Source organism: Ancylobacter moscoviensis, assembly GCF_007559435.1.
Classification (GTDB): Bacteria; Pseudomonadota; Alphaproteobacteria; order Rhizobiales; family Xanthobacteraceae; genus Ancylobacter; species Ancylobacter moscoviensis.
Genome location: NZ_VMBP01000001.1, coordinates 1,237,351 through 1,256,279 on the forward strand (window position 1 = coordinate 1,237,351; position 18,929 = coordinate 1,256,279).

Annotated in this window: 16 protein-coding genes; 5 read left to right on the forward strand and 11 right to left on the reverse strand. The window is 68.9% G+C overall.

Annotated features, from left to right (window positions below; genetic code table 11):
- Positions 1-9 precede the first annotated feature (9 nt).
- A complete protein-coding gene (bcoG, locus tag FO470_RS05745) occupies positions 10-912 on the reverse strand; it encodes a 3-dehydrocarnitine:acetyl-CoA trimethylamine transferase BcoG (protein WP_144341908.1) in 903 nt (300 codons plus the stop codon).
- Positions 913-1,014: 102 nt separating this feature from the next.
- On the opposite strand from bcoG, the gene FO470_RS05750 reads away from it, so the two are divergent.
- Positions 1,015-1,980 carry a GlxA family transcriptional regulator gene (locus FO470_RS05750; RefSeq protein ID WP_144341909.1) on the forward strand — a complete coding sequence of 322 codons (966 nt, stop codon included), beginning with the start codon at positions 1,015-1,017 and terminating at the stop codon, positions 1,978-1,980.
- A 161-nt stretch (positions 1,981-2,141) separates the two neighbouring features.
- Here the strand turns inward: FO470_RS05750 and choX are convergent, their stop codons facing one another.
- The gene (gene choX, locus FO470_RS05755) at positions 2,142-3,086 is read right to left on the reverse strand and encodes a choline ABC transporter substrate-binding protein (RefSeq protein ID WP_144341910.1); all 945 of its coding nucleotides are present in this window, start codon (positions 3,084-3,086) and stop codon (positions 2,142-2,144) included.
- Positions 3,087-3,515: 429 nt separating this feature from the next.
- Between choX and FO470_RS05760 the strand changes: the two genes are divergently transcribed.
- From FO470_RS05760 to FO470_RS05770, 3 genes are read left to right on the forward strand one after another with little or no spacing between them, the layout of a single operon-like run.
- Complete coding sequence (locus FO470_RS05760; RefSeq protein WP_210244899.1) at positions 3,516-4,817, forward strand: cytochrome c; 1,302 nt, start codon at positions 3,516-3,518, stop codon at positions 4,815-4,817.
- A 13-nt stretch (positions 4,818-4,830) separates the two neighbouring features.
- Complete coding sequence (locus FO470_RS05765; RefSeq protein ID WP_144341912.1) at positions 4,831-5,304, forward strand: (2Fe-2S)-binding protein; 474 nt, start codon at positions 4,831-4,833, stop codon at positions 5,302-5,304.
- Positions 5,297-7,627 (forward strand): xanthine dehydrogenase family protein molybdopterin-binding subunit, encoded by a 2,331-nt coding sequence (locus FO470_RS05770; RefSeq protein ID WP_144341913.1) that lies wholly within the window; start codon positions 5,297-5,299, stop codon positions 7,625-7,627. The genes FO470_RS05765 and FO470_RS05770 overlap by 8 nt, the downstream gene beginning before the upstream one ends.
- Before the next feature lie 8 nt (positions 7,628-7,635).
- On the opposite strand, the gene FO470_RS05775 is transcribed toward FO470_RS05770, so the two are convergent.
- The 6 genes from FO470_RS05775 to FO470_RS05800 all read right to left on the reverse strand — a co-directional run bounded on the left by FO470_RS05775 (position 7,636) and on the right by FO470_RS05800 (position 14,873).
- Positions 7,636-9,030 carry an FGGY family carbohydrate kinase gene (locus FO470_RS05775; RefSeq protein WP_144342082.1) on the reverse strand — a complete coding sequence of 465 codons (1,395 nt, stop codon included), beginning with the start codon at positions 9,028-9,030 and terminating at the stop codon, positions 7,636-7,638.
- On the reverse strand, positions 9,030-10,271 hold the full coding sequence (locus FO470_RS05780; protein ID WP_144341914.1) for an NAD(P)/FAD-dependent oxidoreductase: 1,242 nt from the start codon (positions 10,269-10,271) through the stop codon (positions 9,030-9,032). The genes FO470_RS05775 and FO470_RS05780 overlap by 1 nt, the downstream gene beginning before the upstream one ends.
- Positions 10,268-11,677: an NAD(P)/FAD-dependent oxidoreductase gene (locus FO470_RS05785; RefSeq protein ID WP_144341915.1), complete on the reverse strand. Its 1,410-nt coding sequence runs from the start codon at positions 11,675-11,677 to the stop codon at positions 10,268-10,270. Before FO470_RS05785 ends, FO470_RS05780 begins: the two co-directional genes overlap by 4 nt.
- Before the next feature lie 124 nt (positions 11,678-11,801).
- On the reverse strand, positions 11,802-12,914 hold the full coding sequence (locus FO470_RS05790) for a type 2 periplasmic-binding domain-containing protein (protein ID WP_144341916.1): 1,113 nt from the start codon (positions 12,912-12,914) through the stop codon (positions 11,802-11,804).
- A 61-nt stretch (positions 12,915-12,975) separates the two neighbouring features.
- Complete coding sequence (locus FO470_RS05795) at positions 12,976-14,313, reverse strand: TRAP transporter large permease (protein WP_144341917.1); 1,338 nt, start codon at positions 14,311-14,313, stop codon at positions 12,976-12,978.
- The gene (locus FO470_RS05800) at positions 14,313-14,873 is read right to left on the reverse strand and encodes a TRAP transporter small permease subunit (RefSeq protein WP_244616462.1); all 561 of its coding nucleotides are present in this window, start codon (positions 14,871-14,873) and stop codon (positions 14,313-14,315) included. The genes FO470_RS05795 and FO470_RS05800 overlap by 1 nt, the downstream gene beginning before the upstream one ends.
- Before the next feature lie 532 nt (positions 14,874-15,405).
- Here FO470_RS05800 and FO470_RS05805 point away from each other — a divergent pair.
- Positions 15,406-16,227, forward strand: a complete 822-nt coding sequence (locus FO470_RS05805) for a DeoR/GlpR family DNA-binding transcription regulator (protein WP_272482966.1) — start codon at positions 15,406-15,408, stop codon at positions 16,225-16,227.
- A gap of 26 nt (positions 16,228-16,253) precedes the next feature.
- Here FO470_RS05805 and FO470_RS05810 read toward each other — a convergent pair whose 3' ends face one another.
- Genes FO470_RS05810 through pxpB form a run of 3 tightly spaced genes read right to left on the reverse strand, consistent with a single transcriptional unit; the run spans position 16,254 to position 18,813 of the window.
- Entirely contained in the window at positions 16,254-17,024 is a 771-nt protein-coding gene (locus FO470_RS05810; protein ID WP_144341919.1) for a LamB/YcsF family protein, read from the reverse strand.
- A 14-nt stretch (positions 17,025-17,038) separates the two neighbouring features.
- Positions 17,039-18,073: a 5-oxoprolinase subunit C family protein gene (locus FO470_RS05815; protein ID WP_144341920.1), complete on the reverse strand. Its 1,035-nt coding sequence runs from the start codon at positions 18,071-18,073 to the stop codon at positions 17,039-17,041.
- Positions 18,073-18,813, reverse strand: a complete 741-nt coding sequence (gene pxpB, locus FO470_RS05820; RefSeq protein ID WP_144341921.1) for a 5-oxoprolinase subunit PxpB — start codon at positions 18,811-18,813, stop codon at positions 18,073-18,075. Before pxpB ends, FO470_RS05815 begins: the two co-directional genes overlap by 1 nt.
- Positions 18,814-18,929: the final 116 nt, after the last annotated feature.

Sequence of the window (18,929 nt, forward strand, 5' to 3'; positions counted from 1 at the left end):
TCCGGCTCCTCAGCGCTTCACCAGCTTCAGCTTCTCGCGGACCTCGGCCGGGCCGATGATGCGCGCGCCCATATTCGTCACCACGGTCGCCGCCTTCTCGACAAGCTGCGCGTTGGTCGCGAGCTGGCCCTTGCCGGCATAGAGGTTGTCCTCCAGCCCGACGCGCACATTGCCGCCGGCCAGCACCGCCGCCGCGGGATAGGCCAGCGCGTTGCGGCCGATGGAGAAGGCGGAGAAGGTCCAGCCCGCCGGCACGTTGTTCACCATCGCCAGATACGTATTCAGGTCGTCCGGCGCGCCCCACGGAATGCCCATGCAGAGCTGGATCAGCACCGGATCCTCGATCAGCCCTTCCTCGGCCAGCTGCCTGGCGAACCAGAGGTGCCCGGTGTCGAACGCCTCGATCTCCGGCCGCACCCCCAGCGCCGTCATTTGCCGCGCCATCTCGCGCAGCATGGAGGGGGTGTTGGTCATGACATAGTCGCCGAGGCTGAAGTTCATCGTGCCGCAGTCGAGCGTGCAGATCTCCGGCAGGCAGGCGGCGACATGGGCGACGCGTTCGGTGGCGCCGGCCATGTCGGTGCCGGCCGCGTTGACCGGGAAGGGCGCCTCGACGCTGCCGAAGACGAGGTCGCCGCCCATCCCGGCGGTGAGGTTCAGCACCACGTCGATCTCGGCGGCGCGGATGCGGTCGGTCACCTCGCGGTAGAGATCGAGCCGGCGCGAGGCGGCGCCGGTCTCGGGATCGCGCACATGGCAATGCACCACCGCGGCCCCCGCCTTCGCCGCGTCGATGGCGCTCTCGGCGATCTGCTTCGGCGTCACCGGCACGTGCGGCGAGCGTCCCGTCGTGTCGCCGGCGCCGGTCACGGCGCAGGTGATGAAGACATCGCGATTCATCGACAAGGGCATGGAGGCCTCCTAGCTGGACGGCAGGAGCTTGACGTGAACGCGCGGTCGTGACGCAACTATTTGCGTAACCCATTTCGCATTCTACGAAGCGATCGGTGCGCGATGATCTTCGCCCATTCGGACGAGCCGCTGGACGTCACCCTGCTGCTGTTCTCCGGCCTGTCGCTGCTGTCGCTGGCGGCGACGCTCGATCCGCTGCGCGGTGCCAACCGGGTGCTCGGGCGCGCCGCCTATCGCTGGAAGCTCACTTCCATCGACGGGCAGATGCCGGTGGCGAGCTGCGGCCTGCCCATTCCGGTCGACGGCGCCTTCGACGCCGCCGCACCGCAGGACGCGCTGATCGTCATCGCCGCCTTCGACGCGCTGCGCCACGCGACGCCCGGCATCCTCAAGGCACTGCGGGCCGGCGCCAAGCGCTCGGCGGTCGTCGGCGGCATCGAGTCCGGGTCCTGGCTCATGGGCTTCGCCGGGCTGCTCGACGGGCGCCGCGCCACCACGCACTGGGAGGATCTGGAGGATTTCGCCGCCCGCTTCCCGCATGCGGACGTGCAGCCGGACCGCTTCGTGGTCGACGAGCCGGTGTTCACCACCGGCGGGGCGACGCCGGCGCTCGACTGCATGCTGTCGCTGATCCGCTCGCGCAACGGCTATTCCGCCGCGCTCGACGTCGCCAGCCTCTATATCTACGAGGAGGTCCGCACCGGCTCGGACGTGCAGCCCATCGTCTCGCTCGGGCGCATCCGCCAGCATGAGCCGCGCGTCGCCGAGGCGATCCGCATCATGGAGACGCATATCGACCAGCCGCTGACGATCGCCGCGATCGCGCGCCGGGTGGGCGTGTCGACGCGCGGGCTGGAGACGCTGTTCCTGCGCACGGTCGACGTGTCGCCCGGCGCCTATTACGTCGCGCTGCGGCTCAACGCGGCGCGGCGTCTGGTGCTGGACACCAATCTGCCCATCGCCGACATCGCCGAGCGAACGGGCTTCTCCGCCATCGCCTCGCTGTCGCGGGCCTATCGGCGCCAGTTCGGCATGCCGCCCTCGGCGGCGCGCCGCGGGCGGAGGTGAGAGTCCGGCTCTGATGGCCGTTGAGATCGGCGCTTCCCGTCCTTCCGTCATCCCCGGGCCTGTCCCGGGGATTCACGACGTGCCGGGTGCCGGGCCATACCGAAGACGTGGATGGCCGGGCCAGGCCCGGCCATGACGAACTTCCAGGCCCGCAGTCCGCGCTACAGCCCCAGCCCGCTCTTCGCGGCGGCGAGGCCCGGCTTGCCGTCGAAGGTGGTCACGCCGTCCAGCCATTTCTCGACCGCCGCCGGGTTCTCCTTCATCCACGCCTTCGCCGCCGCCTCGGGCTGCATGCCCTTGTCGAGGATGTCGCTCATCAGGCGGTCCTCGGTGGCCACGTCGAAGGTCAGGTTGGTGAGCAGCCGGCCGACATTCGGGCATTCCTTGGTGTAGCCCGGCCGCACCAGCGTGACGACGCTGGCGCCGCCGTCATTGGGCCCGAACACGTCGTTGCCGTCCTTCAGATAGGCCATTGGCACGTTGACGTTCATCGGGTGCGGCTGCCAGCCGAAGAAGACCACCGGCTCGTTCTGGCGGATCTTCTGCGAGACCTGCGCCAGCATGGCCTGCTCGCTCGACTCGACGAGCGTGAAGCCGCCGAGGCCGAAGGTGTTGTCGGCGATCATCTTGGAGATGGTGCTGTTGGCGCTGCTGCCGGCTTCGATGCCGTAGAGCTTGCCGCCGAGCTGGTCCTTGAACTTGGCGATGTCGGCATAGGTCTTCAGGCCGGCATCGTAGGCGGCCTTGGAGGTGGCGAAGCCGATGCGGGCATCCTTGAGGTTGGTGGCGACGACCTCGACCTTGCCGGCCTTGACCAGCGGCACCTGCGTCGGTTCCTGCAACGGCATCCAGTTGCCGAGGAAGATGTCGCGGTCGCCGTTCTCGAGCGCCTTGAAGGTGATGGCGACCGAGAGGATGGCGACGTCCGGCTTGTAGCCCAGGCTGGTGAGGAGCTGGCTGGCCATCGCCGTCGTGGCGGTGATGTCCGTCCAGCCGACGTCCGAGAAGCGCGGCTTGGCGCAGGAGGCCGGGTCCTTGGCGAAGGCCGCCGACGACAGGAGCGTCGCGGAGAGCGTGAGGCAGGCAACGAGACTACGCGAAATCATTGCTGTTCCCTCGTGTTGGCGATCATGCCGCTCATGTCGGCACCGCACCGAGAGCCTATTCCCCGCGCGACGTGCTGCTTGATCGAATTCGAAGCTGTGATGACAGAATACGTAGCGGCGGTAGCGAGGTGGCGCGCGCCGTGCCGGGCCGCCGCCTTTGTCATATCGCACGCCCGGCGTTCACCCCCGCCCCGCCATGCACCCGGCGGGAGGAAGGGGGAAGAAAGCCGCCCGCGGCGCGGCGGCGGGTCCCTGAAATCCAGCGCCGGGGCCAAAGGCAGGATGGCACCGAAGGAAACGGAGCGGCGCGCCGTCCGCCCGGCTCCGTTCCATGCGCATGCCGTGCCTGCGCGACGCGCATGGAATATCTCGCGTGCGATAGTATAAAAGAATTCCAATCTGGAGTTCCGAGGCGCAGGGATTCGTGCCGTGACACTCAAATCCGTGCTTGCCGCTATCATCGTCGTGGGCGCCGTCGTTCTGGCGGGCTTTGGATACTACGCTTACTACCCGTCATTACCTAACGTAAGCGCGGCCGAGCGGCCGACATTTGACGCGGCCACGGTCGAGAAGGGGCGGATTCTCGCGGCGGCCGGCTACTGCGCGACCTGCCACACGGCGCAGGGCGGCCAGCCTTATGCCGGCAACTACGCCATCGAGACCGCCTTTGGCACCATCTACGCCTCCAACATCACGCCGGACCCGGAAACGGGCATCGGCGGATGGTCGCCGGCCGCCTTCCGCCGCGCCATGCAGCAGGGCGTGAACCGCGAGGGTGCGCATCTCTTCCCGGCCTTCCCCTTCGATCATTTCACCAAGATGAGCGATGAGGACGTCGACGCGATCTATGCCTATCTGATGGCGAAGGTCGCGCCGGTGAGCGAGCGCACGAAGGAGAACGCGCTGCCCTTCCCGCTGAACCAGCGGATCCTGCAGGCCGGCTGGAAGCTGCTCTTCGTGAACTTCGGGCGCTACCAGCCCGATCCTTCGAAGTCCGACGAGTGGAACCGCGGCGCCTATCTGGTCGAGGGCGTGACCCATTGCGGCGCCTGCCACACGCCGCGCAACGTGCTTGGCGCGGAAGAGAAGGGCCAGCCCTTCGCCGGCGCGGCCATCGACCGCTGGATCGCCCCGGCGCTGACGGCGGCCAACCCGTCCGCCGTGCCGTGGACGGCGTCCGAATTCGCCCGCTATCTGGAAACGGGGGCGGGCATCTATCACGGCATCGCCGCCGGCCCGATGGGTCCGGTCGTGCATGCCGGCCTGCGCGAGCTGCCGGCCAGCGACCTCGCGGCTATCGGCCTCTATCTCGGCGACAAGGTCGGCGCGCCCGATACCGGTCCGGCGGAAAATCCCGCCGTCGTGGCCAGCCTGAAGGCCGGGCGCCCCGATCCGACCTACCGCAAGGATCTCGGCGAGCGGCTTTACGCGACGGCCTGCGCGGCCTGCCACTACAACGCCTCGCAGATCGTCGAGGGACGGCCGGAGCTGGCGATCAACTCCTCCACCCGGCTCGCCGATCCGACGAACCTGATCCACGTCATTCTCGACGGTGTGGACGCGAAGGACGGCACCGGCGGCGTGGTGATGCCGGCCTTCCGCCACGCGCTTTCCGATACCGATATCGCCGCCATCGCCGCCTATCTGCGCGAGAAGCGCGCCAATCTCGCGCCCTGGCCGGACCTTCCGGCCCAGGTCGCGCGAATCCGGGCCGAGGGTGCGGGGCACTGATGAGGAAATCAGCATGATCGAGTTCACGATCAACGGCCGCGCCGTCAGCGTCGATGTCGAGCCCGACACGCCGCTGCTCTGGGTCATCCGCGACGAGATCGCGCTGACCGGCACGAAGTATGGCTGCGGCATCGGCCTTTGCGGAGCCTGCACCGTCCATGTCGGCGGCCGGGCGACCCGCTCCTGCATCACCCCGGTGAGCGATGTCGCCGGGGTGGAGATCACCACCATCGAGGGGCTGGACCCGAAGGGCGAGCATCCGGTCCAGCAGGCATGGCGGCATCTGCGCGTGCCGCAATGCGGCTACTGCCAGTCCGGCCAGATCATGCAGGCCGCCGCCTTCCTGAAGGACATTCCCAATCCCACCGACGACGACATCGACGCGGTGATGACCGGCAATCTCTGCCGCTGCATGACCTATAACCGCATCCGCGCCGCCGTGCGCGAGGCCGCCGCCACGCTGCGGGGGGAGGCGACCAATGGCTGACGAATCCGCCTTCCGCACGCGCTTCCGCGGCGCCCGCAGCGGCGAGGGCCTGAGCCGTCGCGGCTTCCTCGTCACCATGTGCGCCGCCGGCGCCGTCTTCGGCTTCCCGCGCGCCGGCTTCGCGGCGATGGACCCGGCCGTGCCGGACGGGGTGCCCGTCGAGGCGGTGGGCGCGCGCTACGAGCCGGCGATCTGGTACTGGATCGACCAGCGCGGCAAGGTGAACGTCAACATCATCCGCGCCGAGATGGGCCAGCATGTCGGCACCGCCATCGCCCGCATCCTCGCCGACGAGCTCGGCGCGAAATGGGACGATGTGAGCATCGAGCACGTCGATTCCGCCGCCAAATGGGGCCTCATGGTCACCGGCGGCAGCTGGTCGGTCTGGCAGAGCTGGCCGGTCTATCGTCAGGCGGGCGCGGCGGGTCGCGTCGCGCTGGCGCAGAAGGCGGCGGAGCTGTGGGGCGTGGACGCCGCGAGCCTCACCGTCGCGGACGGCGTCGTCACCGGCGCGGGGCGTTCCGCGAGCTTCGGCGAGCTGGTGGCGCAGGGCATCACCCGCAGCTTCACCGAGGCGGAGCTGAAGGCGCTGCCCCTGAAGCCCCATTCCGAGCTGACGCTGGTCGGTAAGGACGTGACGGCGCTCGATATCGCCGGCAAGACGACCGGGCAGGCGATCTTCGGCATCGACGCCAGGGTCGAGGGCATGGTGCACGGCGCGCCGCTCCTGCCGCCGACCCGCTACGGCTCGGAAATCATCCGCATCGACGACAGCGCGGCCAAGGCGGTGAAGGGCTATCGGCAGACGCTCAAGCTCGACGATCCCTCCGGCACGGTGCCCGGCTGGGCGATGGTCATCGCCGACAGCTACTGGGCCGCCCACAAGGCGGCGCGTCTCGTCAAGGTCGAGTGGAAGGCGAGCGATGCCGCCAGGGTCGGCGAGGCCGACATCCAGGCGCGCAGCCGGGAGCTGATCGCCGATGCGAGCAAGGGCGCGCTGCTCGATACGGGCGACACCGACGTCGATCCCGTCTTCGCCAGGGCGGCCGATACGCTGGAGGCGGAGTACACGACTGCTACCGTGTTGCACTTCCAGCTCGAACCCGTGAACGCGCTCGCTTTCCGCAATGCCGAGGGGGTGTGGGAGCTACACACTGGCAACCAGTGGCAATCCCTAGCCCTCCCCTGGCTCCAGAAGGCGCTTGGCGTCGATGAGAACGGCGTCGTGATGTGCAGCTATATGCTCGGCGGCGGCTTCGGGCGGCGTCTCAACGGCGACTACGCCGTGCCGGCGGCGCTCGCCTCGAAGGCATTGGGCGGGATTCCGGTGAAGGTCGTCGCCACGCGGCCGGACGATGCGAAATTCGACAGCCCCCGCTCGCCCTCCGTGCAGCGGCTACGCATGGCCTTCGATACCGGCAAGAACGTCATCGCCATGGATACGGCGGTCGCATCGGGCTGGCCGACCAAGGTCATGCTACCGGCCTTCATGCCCAAAGGCGTGAACGGCGAGCCCTACGATCCCTTCGCCAGCGACGGTGCCGACCATTGGTATTCGGTCGGCGCGCAGCGGGCGCGCGCCATCTCCAACGATCTGGCGGAGAGCACCTTCCGCCCCGGCTGGCTGCGCTCGGTGTCGCCGGGCTGGATCAACTGGGCGGTCGAAAGCTTCATGCACGAGGCCGCGGTGAAGGTCGGGCAGGATCCGGTCCGGTTCCGCCTCGACCATCTGAAGGCCGAGGGACGCAACGCCGGCACGGCGCCGGATTCGGTCGGCGGCGCCTCGCGCCAGGCGCATGTGCTCTCGCGCGTGGCGGAGCTGTCTGGTTACGGCAAGGCCACGCTGCCCGCCGACACCGCCATCGGCATAGCGACGACCTATGGGCAGGCGCGTACCATGCCAACCTGGGTCGGCGGCGCGGCGCAGGTGCACGTGAACCGGCAGACCGGCTTCGTCGACGTGCAGAAGATCTGGCTCGTGGTCGACTGCGGGACGGTAGTCGATCCCGATGGCGCTCATGCGCAGTGCGAGGGTGCGGCGCTCTGGGGGCTCTCCATGGCGCTGTTCGAGGGCACCGAGTTCGAGAACGGTCTGGTACGCGACCGCAACCTCGACAGCTATACGCCGCTGCGCATGATCGACACGCCGGAAGTCGTGGTCGAGTTCGTCGAGAGCGCCGAGGTGCCGGTGGGGCTGGGCGAGCCGGGTACCACCGTGGTGGCGCCGGCCATCGGCAACGCGATCTTCGAGGCGGTCGGGGTGCGCCTGCGCCATCTGCCGATCACGCCGGAAGCTGTGCTGGCGGCGCTGAAGGCCGGCTGACGTGGCTCTCAGAGGCGCCAGCCGCGGCTCTTGCCGACGGCGGCTGCGAAGCGCGCATGGTCGTCCGGTGAGACGGAGCGATCCGGCTCGAAGCACCGAACTTCCCCGCGCGCACGGGTGACGTCCGCTCCGCACAGCTCGGCGAGACCGAGCGACGTCATCTCGTGCAGTCCGGGTACGAGCACGGAGCGCCCGCTTGCCGCTGCGAGGAAGCTGACGAAATAGGCGCTCTGCGACAGGCCACCGTCGATGGAGATGGTCGCGATCGTTCCGACTTCTGTCGCTGCCGCCTCGATCAGTCCCACCGTCAGCATGGCAATGCCTTCCAGAGCGGCGCGTATCATGTCGCGACGGTCGGTCGCCGCCTGCATGCCGATAAACAGCGGCGCCGCCGAGCGGTCCCAGTAGGGAGCGGCCAGCCCGGACAGTGCCGGCACGAAGACAAGCCCGCGGCTCAGCGCGGAAGGCCCCTCGAAACCGTCGAGCTCGTGCGTTTCCGCGTAAAGCCCGATCTGCCGCAGCCATTCGAGTGCCGCACCGGCATCGTAGACGCCGCCTTCGAGGGCAAATACCGTCTCTGCATCCCGCCGGCGCCAGGCGACCGTCGGCAGCAAGCCGGAGCCAAGGGGGCGGCCAGTGCCGGTGACGGCGAGGAGGAAGGCGCCGGTGCCGAAAGTGATCTTGGTGTCGCCCGGCGCTCGGCAGCCATGGCCGTAGAGCGCCGCCTGCTGGTCGACGATGGAGACCTTCACCGGCACGCCGTCTATGGCGCCGAAGCCGGCATTGACGGGACGGATCGGCGGCAGCGCCTCCATGGGTACGCCGTGGAGAGCACAGAGTTCTCCGCTCCATGTCAGCGTTGCGAAGTCGAGTAATCCGGTGCGGGACGCTGTCGCGATGTCGGTGGCAAAGGTGTTGCACAGCCGGTCGAGGAAGAAGGCGTCGGTGGTGCCGAGCCGCAGCCGTCCGGCCGCCCGCGCCGCCGCCACGGCGGGGACGTTTTGCAGCAGCCATGCGAGTTTGCTGGCGGAAAAATAGGGATCGAGCGGCAGGCCGCTGATGGCCTGCGAGCGGGCCTGCGCCTCCGATCCGAGCGCCACCAGCATGGTAGCAGTACGGGCATCCTGCCAGACGATGACCGGGGAGAGGGGCACGCCGGTTTCCGCATCCCAGGCGAGGCAGCTTTCGCCCTGATTGGCGATAGCGATGGCGTCGACCGGCCCGGCAGCCGCCAGCACCGTGCGGATGTTGGCGAGCAGTTCCTCGGGATCGTGCTCGACGCGGCCCGGCGCGGGAAAATGCTGCGCGTGGCGGAGGCTGGCGACGAGCTGCGCCTCACCCCCGCTCTCGACGACGAGGCAGCGGGTCGAGGTCGTTCCCTGATCGATGGCCGCGACGCGCATCATGCGGTTTCCCGGAAGCGGAAATGGACCGTGCCGGCCTCGACGGCAGCCGGCGGGAGCGGAACGAGAATGCGCCGTTCCGGCATCCATGTGCGCTCGGCCGCCCAGACCTCCCGCCCGTCGAGTTCGAGCGAGAGGCGCCCGCGCGCGCGCCGCAGCATGCGGAGCTGGAAGTCGCGGAAAGCCGGCGTTGCGTTGGCGTCGCGGCGCAGCAGGCTGGGCACCACGAGCTTCACGGGCGCATCGAAGGTCACGGGTATCGGCGCGCCGGCATCCGCGTCGCGCGCGAGGTCCTCCGCGATGGCCCGGCCCACCGCGCGGCCCTCGCGGAACGCCCATCCCCCGGTCTCGACGGCGCGCAGCAGGTTGCCGCTGGCGAAAATCCTCGGGTCGAGGCTGCGTCCGTCCTGATCGATGGCAGGTCCGGTACTGCCCGCGTCGACGCCGATGTCGGACTGGCGGAACAGTGCCGATTCCGGCATGAAGCGGCCGGTGAGCAGCACGCCGTCGCAGGCGATGTCCTGAACCGTGCCGTCCCGCAGCCGCAGCGTGACATTCTCCACCCGCGAGGTGCCGCGAATGTCCACCAGCTCGGCGCCGCGATGGAAGGGAATGCCCGCCAGCGCCGGGAACCAGGAGAACGGCTGGCCGGCGAGCGGGTGCGGGCCGGGCTCCACCATCGCGACGGGCCGCGCGCCATGGGTCAGGCAGGTGAGGATGGCGGAGAGGCTCACCAGCTCCGAACCGACGATCACCGGCCGACGGAAGGGCATCAGCCCATGAAAGGCGACGTAGGATTGCAGCGTGCCGGTGGTGACGATGCCGATCGGGCGGTCGCCCGAGATCAGCCGCGCCGAACGCGGCGTTTCGCGGGCGCCGGTCGCGATCAGGATCCGGCGCGCCGAAAGCGTCTCGATCCCGCGCGGGGAGGTGACGTCGAGCCGCCCGTCTTCGTGCCGCCCGTCTTCGAACCGCACCACCGAATGGCGGGTGCGCACGTCGACCCCCGCGCGCGCGGCCTCCGCTTCGAGGCGGCGGCCATAGGCGGCGCCGAGATAGACGCGGCCGAACTCGCGCATGCCGAAGGGCGAGTGGGCGCAATGGCGCGTCGCGCCGCCCAGCTCCGGCTCGCGGTCCAGCAGGACCACATGCCCGACGCCGCGCGCGCGCAGCTCGATGGCGGCGGCGACGCCCGACGGGCCGCCGCCGACGATGATGACATCCGCCATCGCGTCGCTCATGCCTCGTCCCCGTCATCGGCGGCGAGCGGCGTCGACAGGCGGCCCCGGGTCATCTCGGCGAGGCGCGCATTGCAGTAGAAGCCCTGGCAACGGCCCATGCCGGCGCGGGTGCGCCGCCGCAGCCCGCCGAAATCGCCCGGCGGCACGGCGCTCTCGAAGGCGGCCTCGATCTCGCGCTTGGTCACCAGCTCGCAATGGCAGACGATCTCGCCATGCTCCGGCCGCTGCCAGTCGCGCTCCCGCGTCTCGGCGAGATTGGGCAGCGTGACCTCCGGTGCGGGGCCGGGCGCGGTGAATGCGTGGCCGAAGCCGGCATGCAGCCGCTCGGCGTGCTGCGCCAGCCCGAGCGCGGCGGAAAGGCCCGTCGAGCGGATGCCGCCGAGCGTGATGGCGCGCCGCGCCGGCCGCGAGAAGACGCGATAGGCCTTGCTCTCCGTCGCCGGCCGCAGCCCCGCATAGACGGCGGTCACCGGCATGCCCGCCAGCGCCGGCACGATCTCCGCGCCGCGCTTCAGCAGGGCCTCCAGCTCCGAGGTCTCCACCGTGGTGCGGGTGCGGTCCTGCTGCTCCTCCGCGGTGGGGCCCACCAGCACATTGCCGAAGGCGGTCGGGCAGACGACGACGCCCTTGGTGATCTCGGTCGGCACCGGCAGGACGATGCGCGGGACGTGAGCGAAGGCAGCCTTGTCGAGCACGACGAACTGGCCCTTGCGCGGCCGGATCTCGAACTCCGGCGCGAAGCCGAGGCGCTGGTCGACGACATCGCCATACAAGCCGGCGGCGTTGACGACGGCGTGCGCGCGCACCTCGCCGGCCGTGGTCGCCAGCGTCCACTCGCCGTCGAAGGTGCCGGCGAGGATTTCCGCCTCGCGCAGCAGCCTGGCGCCCAGCGCCACGGCCTGGGTGAGATAGGCGAGCGGTGCCGACCAGGGGTCGATGACATGCTCGCCGGCCACCTCGATGGCCGCCACCAGCCGCTCCGACAGGCCCGGCATGGTGGCGCGCGCCTGCGCGCCGGAGAGCGCGCGCAGCTCCGCGATGCCGTTCTCCCGGCCCTGCGCCAGTATCGCGTCGAGCTTGCGGGCCTCCGCCTCGTTCCACGCGCAGACCAGCGCGCCGGTCGTCACCAGCGGCAGGCTCAGGCTGTCGCGGATGGCGAGATATTCCGCGCGCCCGGCCTTGATGAGCTCAAGCTCCAGGCTGCCCTGCGGCGCGTCGAAGCCGGTGTGCAGGATGGCGCTGTTCGCCTTGGAGGCGCCCGAGAGGATATCGCTGCCCTTCTCGATCACGATCACCTTCGCGCCCGCCAGCGCGAAGCGGCGCGCGACCGCGCAGCCGACCACTCCGGCGCCGATGACGGCGATGTCGAAGGTCTCGTCGAGGGATGGGGCGTGTGTGCGGAGCATGGCGCTCCCTTCCTGTCGGCACCACGCGACCGGCAGCCGGTCGCGTCACATCATGCGTGCCCGGCACGCTGCCGGGCCGTCGGCGGTCCCGCCCGGAGGCGAGACCGCCATCGTCGGTTGCGGCTCAGCGATAGGGGTAGCCGGCCTTCTCCATTGTCTCGGCGTACTTCTTGAACGCGGCGACGACCTTGCCCGCGCGCGGGCTGGAGGAGGCGACCTCGTCCCAGAAGCCCTTCGAGTCGTTGACGACCTGGGCCCATTCGGCCGGCGGCAGCGAGGTGAGCTCCATCTTCTGGCCCTCCACGCGCAGCTTGGCCTCGCCGCCCCAGTACCAGACGTCGCGATAGTAGTGCGACTGGTCGATGGTGATGAGGAACAGCTCCTTCAGGTGCGGCGGCACCTTCTTCCAGCTCTCGGAATTGGCGAAATAGCTGCCGAACCAGGCGCCGGTGACGGAGTTGGCGAGCGCGTAGTTGCACACATCCGCCCAGCCGACCTCATAGGCCTCGGTGAAGCCGCACCAGGCCACGCCGTCGAGTTCGCCGGTCTGCAGGGCCACTTCGACGTTGTCCCACGGGATCGTCACCGGCACGAGGCCGTATTTCGACAGGAACTTGCCGGCCGTCGGCACGCCGAAGACGCGCAGGCCGTTCATGTCGGCGAGGCTCTTGATCGGCTTGTTGACGGTGAAGATGTGCAGGGGATCCCAGGCGCCGGTGGACAGCCAGGTGACGTTGGGCACCTCGGCATAGGCCTCTTCCCAGATCTCCTTCAGCCCGTAGTAGCGGAACAGCGCCGGCACATCGAGGCTGTAGCGGGTGGCGAAAGGGAAGTAGCCGCCGAACACGGCGATATCGACCGGCGAGGCCATGGTCGCCTCGTCCGACTGCACCGCGTCGAGCGTGCCGGACTGCAGCGCGCGGAACAGGTCCGAGGTCGGCACGAGCTGGTCGGCGTAATAGAGCTCGATCACCATCTCGCCATTCGCCGCCGCGTTGAAGGCGTCGATCTGCGGCTTGATCACGTGGGCGCCGAGCGGCGCGCCGGAATAGGTCTGCAGGCGCCACTTGATCGGCCCGGTCTGGGCGATGACGGCGGGAGCGGCGAGCGTCGTGCTGGCCAGCGCGGCGCCGGTGCCGAGCGCCGCCTTGCCGAGGAAGTTGCGGCGGCTGGCGAGGATCTGGTCGGCGGCGGGATCCGGCTTCTTCACGCCGGCCTTCTTGCTGTCGTCGGTCATGCGTTGCTCCTCTGGTTCTTGGGAAGTCGTCTTCTTGGGAAGTCGTCGGCAACGGGGAGGCTCAGCCCTTGACCTTCATGTGCTCGGGCAGCCAGAGCGCGATCTGCGGGAAGACCATCAGGATGATGATGGTGAGCAGCATGATCGCGGCGAAGGGCCAGATCGACCGGTAGATGTCGATCAGCGAGATCTCCTTCGGCGCCAGCGAGCGCATGAGGAACAGGTTGTAGCCGAAGGGCGGGGTTATGTAGGCGATCTGGCAGGTGATCGTGTAGAGGATGCCGTACCAGATGAGCTGGTTGTCGAAGCCGAGGTCGAGCGCCTTCACCAGCGGGATGTAGAGTGGGGCGACGATGACCAGCATCGCCGTGTCGTCGAGGAACATGCCCATCACGATGAAGCTGAGCTGCATCATGATGATGATGGTCCAGGGATTGAGGTCCCACTGCTTGACGAACAGGAACTCGATCGCCTTCACCGCGCCGAGGCCGTCGAACACCGTGCCGAAGGCGAGGGCGGCGAGGATCAGCCACATGAACATGCAGGACACGTTCAGCGTCTTCAGCGAGGTGTCGCGGATCACCCGCCAGTTGAAGTGTCCCTTGTAGATGGCCGCCAGCGTCGCCGCCGTGGCGCCGACCGCCGAGCTTTCGACGAGGCTGGTGACGCCGAACACGAACAGCCCGGTCATGAAGAAGAAGATGGCGAAGGGAATGACGCCCGCCCGCGCCAGCGCCAGCTTCTCGCGAAGCGGCATGTTCAGCTCCTCGTCGGTGAGCTGGGGCGCCAGCTTCGAGTTCAGCTTCACCCTGACATAGATGTAGATGATGAACAGCGCGGCCATGAGCAGGCCGGGACCGACGCCGGCGAACCACAGCTTGGAGACCGGCTGGCGGGCGATCATGCCGTAGAGCACCAGCACGACCGAGGGCGGGATGAGGATGCCGAGCGACGAGCCGCCCTGTACCACGCCCGAGATCAGCACCTTGTCGTAGCCGCGGCGGATCATCTCCGGCAGCGCGATGGTGGCGCCGATCGCCATGCCGGCGACCGACAGGCCGTTCATCGCGGAGATGATGACCATCAGGAAGATGGTGCCGATGGCGAGGCCGCCGGTGAACCTGCCGAACCAGACGTGCAGGGCTCTGTAGAGGTCCTCCGCTATCCCGGACTCGGCCAGGATGTAGCCCATGTAGATGAACATGGGCAGCGTCAGCATGGCGTACCAGTTGAACAGCTTGAAGACCTGGTTGAACGGCAGGTCGATCGCGCCGGGCCCGTAGAGCAGCAGCGCGGCGGCGGAGGCGACGAAGCCGATGCCGGCGAAAACGAGCTGTCCGCTGATGAGCGCCAGAACCATCGACGCGAACATCAGCAGCGCGATCATCTCGTAGGTCATCAGAGCTTCTCCCCACGCAGGGTGGCGATGTGCTTGAAGACGAGCGAGAAGGCCTGCAGCAGCATCAGAACGAGGCATACCGTCAGCAGCGCCTTGATCGGGATCACCGAGGGATTCCAGATCGAGAAGCGCCGCTCATTGGTGGCGATGGCGTATTGAAGGCTCGAGATCGAGCCGATCAGCATGACCGCGAGGTAGAAGATCAGGCACCAGACGGTGACGAGGTCGATCTTCGCCTTTCCGCGCTCCGAGAGGGTCGCGTACCACAGGTCCATGCGCACGTGCTCGCCGTTGCGCAGCGTGAACGGCCCGCCCATGAAATAGTAGGCGGCAAGGGTGAACTGGGTGAGCTCGACCGCCCAGTGCACCGGCATCTTGATCAGGTTGCGGGTGATGGCGTCGAAGATCAGCACGCCGCCCATCAGGAAGATGAGCGAGGCGGCGAGATAGCCGACGTAATCCGAAATCCGGTCGATCAGGCGCACATAGCCGGCGATCAGCCGCCATGCGCCTCCTTCCCTGCGCTGTCCTTCATCGACGCTCACGTCGTCCGCGTTCACGCTGTCGCTCCGTTGCTTGCCGGTCGGGATCCCGCGGGAGGTACAGAAGTACGGCGCAGGAAGCAGGCGTCGTCTCGAACGGACGCTGCTCGCGCCCGCCCGGAACGAAGCCGGTCGAAGAAGGGCCGCGGACTTGCCGCAGCCGGCCGGTCAGGCGGTCAGCTTTCGGAAATCGGTCATCTGCAATCCCCTCGTGCTGCGGCTTGCACCATTGTTGTGCTTGCTCGCTTTTTTCGCATCTGCAAGCACTGTACCGGTTTCCGTGGAGATGGGAAGACCGAATTTCGGAGTTTATGACCGTTTTGTGCCGTGTTCGGTCGTAATAGCCGACAAGCGGGCAGTGTTCGCCGCGATAGATTGACCGTTTGGTCATATTGTGGCTTGCTGGGGTGTGATCTCCGGGCGAGGCGGGCATGGTGGCGCCGCATTGACCGAGTTCGCGGGACGACTTACCGAATTCCCTATGAAACCCTTCCGGGCGGTCGCGGAGCAGCCGATGCGACGTGGCCGGTCACAGCGAGAAGAAAAATCCGTGTCGTTCCCTTCGCGCGCTTCCACCCCGCAGGCGCACGCCGGCCGTCCGTCGAGCGCCCGCCACGCGGAAATCGTGGCGCTGCTTGCCCGTACGGGAGAGATGACGGTCGAGGCGCTGGCCGAGCAACTCGACGTGTCACGCGAGACGGTGCGGCGCGATCTGGCCCGGCTCGACGCCGGCGGCCTCCTCCGGCGCTTCCATGGCGGTGCCCGCGCCATCACCCTTCCCGGCGCCCAGATGGACAAGGAGTGGCCGTTCGCCCAGCGCATGGCGCAGAACGCCGCCGGCAAGCAGCGCATTGCCGCCGCGGCGAGCGCCCTGTTCCAGCCGGAGGATTCGCTCTTCATCGATACCGGCAGCACCACCGTCGCCTTCGCCGAGGCGCTGGCCGCCCGTCAGTCGCTGGTGGTGATCACCAATGCCCCGCGCATCGCCGCGACCATGGCGACGGGCCACAGCCACAAGGTCTTCCTCATCGGCGGTGCCTACGGTGTCGACGCGGGTGAAAGCCTAGGCCCGCTGGCGCTGGAGCAGATCGGCAAGTTCCGCGCGCGGCATGTCGTGCTGACCATCGGCGCGATCGACACGGCCTGCATCATGGATTTCGACCTCCAGGAAGCCGAGGTCGCCAAGGCGATGATCGAGCGGGCGGACCAGGTGACCGTCCTTGCCGATCACACCAAATTCGACCGGCGGGCGGTCTTCGAGGTGGCGCCGCTGGCGCGCATCGACACGCTGGTGACGGATGTGCCGCCTTCGGAGCCGATGACACGCGCCATCGATGCCGCCGGCATCCACCTCATCGTCGCCGGTTCCTGAATCGGCCCGGACAGCGGGCGGCCGTCCTAGAGCCACTCCGCCATCGGCTCGACGGCATAGCCCGCGGCGTCGAGCCGGCGCTTGACCGCCCGCGCCATCGCCACCGCGTCGGCCGTGTCGCCGTGGACGCAGACCGTGTCCGCCCGCACCGGAATGCGCGTGCCGTCGATCGCCAGCACCTCGCCGCTCTCCAGAATGCCCAGGATGCGTTCGGCCGCTGCTTCGGCATCGTGCAGCACCGCGCCCGGCAGCTTGCGGGAGGCGAGGTTGCCGTTGGCGGCATAGGCCCGGTCGGCATAGATCTCGCGCGCGAGCCTCAGCCCGGCCTCCTCGCCGGCCTTCTCGGTCGGCAGGCCGGGCATCACCACGAAGATGTAGTTCGGATCGACCGCCTTGATCGCCCGCGCCACGGCGCGCGCCAGATCGATGTCCTCGTTCGCCATGTTGCCGAGCGAACCGTGCGTCTTCACATGGCCGAGCCTCATGCCCTGCGCGTGCGCCAGAGCCTGCAGCGCGCCGATCTGATAGATCAGCTGCTTCTCGATCTCGGCCGGGCTCTGCCCGAGGATCGGCCGCCGGCCGAAGCCCCACAGGTCCATGAAGCTGGGATGCGCGCCGCAGCCGACGCCGCGTGCCTTCGCGTTCTCCAGGGTCTGCGCCATCACCAGCGGGTCGCCGGCGTGGAAGCCGCAGGCGATGTTGGCGGAGGTGACGATCTCCAGCATCGCCGGGTCGTCGCCGAGCGAATAGACGCCGAAGCCTTCGCCCATGTCGCAGTTGAGATCGATGGTCTTCATGGGGAATGCTCCGGTCACGGGTCGAGCGGCGCGAGCGCCGAGCAGACGCCGCTGACAAGGTTGTGCGCCAGCAGGCGCTCGCTGGAAAGCTGCGTCCCCGGCAGGGGCGTCTCGGTCATCCGCGCGAAGAGGGCGAGAAGCCGCTCCTCATGCGCCCGCGCCACCTGTTCCGCCTCGTCCGCCGTCACGGCGGAGAAGCGCAGCACGTCGCCCGGCCGCGCCTGCCCGAGGCGCCAGAGATCCGCGCCGATGACGGTGGCGATCTTCGGATAGCCGCCCGTCGTCTGGCGGTCGGCGAGCAGCACCAGCGGACGGCCATTGCCCGGCACCTGGATGGAGCCGTTCATGATGCCGTCGGAGACGATGTTGAAGCCGTCCGCGTGCTCGATGGCGGGGCCGTCGAGCTGGGCGCCCATGCGGTCGGCCTTCTCCGTCACGCGATAGCCGGAGGACAGGAAGGTGGCGAGGCCGGCGGGAGTGAAATGGTCGTCCTGCGGGCCGGGCACGACGCGGATCGGCCCCGTTTCCGCCGGCCTGTCCTCCGGTGCCAGCGTGAGCAGCGGGGCGGCCGGCGCCTCCTGGAGCGGCAGCCGGTCGCCTGCGCGCAGCGCGCGCCCCTCGAACCCGCCGATGGCCGAGCGCGAATGGGTCGACAGGCTGCCGAGGGTCGGCGCGACGGCGAAGCCGCCGGCAATGGCGAGATAGGCCCGCATGCCCGTGCGCGCGGCGCCGATCTCGATCCGGTCGCCGGGCGCGAGGGCGTAGGCCCGCCAGCCTTCGGCCGGACGGCCATTGATGGAGAGCGGCATGTCGGCGCCGGCCAGCGCCAGCCGCGCCGATCCTTCCTCCACCGTCGCGGAGAGGCCGAGCATGGTCAGCTCGATCGCCGCCATGTCGCGGGGATTGCCGACGAGGCGGTTGGCCAGCTGCAGGGAGAGGCTGTCCATGGCACCCGAGGCGGAGATGCCGAAGCGCTGATAGCCGAAGCGGCCGAAGTCCTGAAGGCTGGAGAACAGGCCCGGCCGCTCGATGACGAGGTGGGCGCCCATCACGACGCCTCCCACTGTGCGACGATCTCGCCAGCCTCGGCCGCGCGGCACAGCGCGCCATAATCGGCGGGCGCGACCGGCGCGAAGCGGATGGTGTCGCCGGCGGCGAAGAGGAAGGGACGCCCGGTTCGCCGGGGATCGTAGGAGCGCACCGGCGTCTGGCCGAGCAGGTGCCAGCCGCTGGGAATTTCGAGCGGCGGCGAGACCGCCGTCTGTCTGCCGCCGATGGAGATGCTGCGCGGCGGCGTCTTCAGCCGCGGCTCGCTCCGGCGGCTGGTGTGGATCGCCTCCGGCAGGCCGCCCAGATAGGCGAAGCCCGGCGCGAAGCCGATCATGTAGACGCGATAGGCCGCGCCGGCGTGCAGGTCGATCACCTCCTGCGTCGTCAGTCCGTGCAGGCGCGCCACATGGTCGAGATCGATGCCGTGTTCGCCGCCATAGATCACCGGGACGCGCCAGCAACCCTTGTGCTCGCCCGCGCCGGCCTGCGGCGGCCACAGCGCCAGCACCTCGTCGCGCAGCGCGCGGCGCGACAGCACCAGCGGGTCGAACAGCACGAGCAGGGAGCGATAGGTCGGCACGACCTCGCGCAGGCCGGGCAGGGCGCTCGCGTCGAGCGCATCGGCGAGCGCGATCACCTGCCGGTTCACGCCCTCGTCGATGGCGTCGCCGAATTCGACAACAAGGCCGCCGTCACCGGCATCGAGAAGGCGGGGGGCGTCGGCGGGGGCGATCGGCATGCACGTTCTTCCGTCACTCGGCACAGGATGAGCGCGTCCATTTCCAGATATGTGCCAGATCGACATAGACCACGACCGTGCCGCCGGAGCTACCGCCCGGAAAGCCAGCGGCGGCA